The 220-nt window shown below is 53.2% G+C and carries 1 protein-coding gene; it reads left to right on the plus strand.

Going from position 1 to position 220, the window contains the following annotated elements; translation table 11 throughout:
- Nucleotide 1 precedes the first annotated feature (1 nt).
- Nucleotides 2-220: transposase (locus J2D75_RS14375; RefSeq protein ID WP_207855470.1), on the plus strand; the 219-nt coding region annotated here is incomplete at its 3' end.

Here is a 220-nt window from a genome sequence, read left to right on the forward strand (position 1 = left end):
TATGAAGCAGTCTGGTTTCTTTGATGTTGAAGAGCGTCTTGCCCGGCTGAGTGGGCTTGGCGATCAGCTCGAAGCGTTTTCCCGGACTGTGGATTTTGAAGCGTTCCGTCCTGATCTGGACAAGGCCCTGGCGTATTGCGATGGAAGCAAGGGCGGACGACCGCCATTTGATCCTGTGCTGATGTTCAAGATCCTGGTGATCCAGACGCTCAACAATTTG

Source organism: Acetobacter suratthaniensis (assembly GCF_017377745.1).
GTDB lineage: Bacteria > Pseudomonadota > Alphaproteobacteria > Acetobacterales > Acetobacteraceae > Acetobacter > Acetobacter suratthaniensis.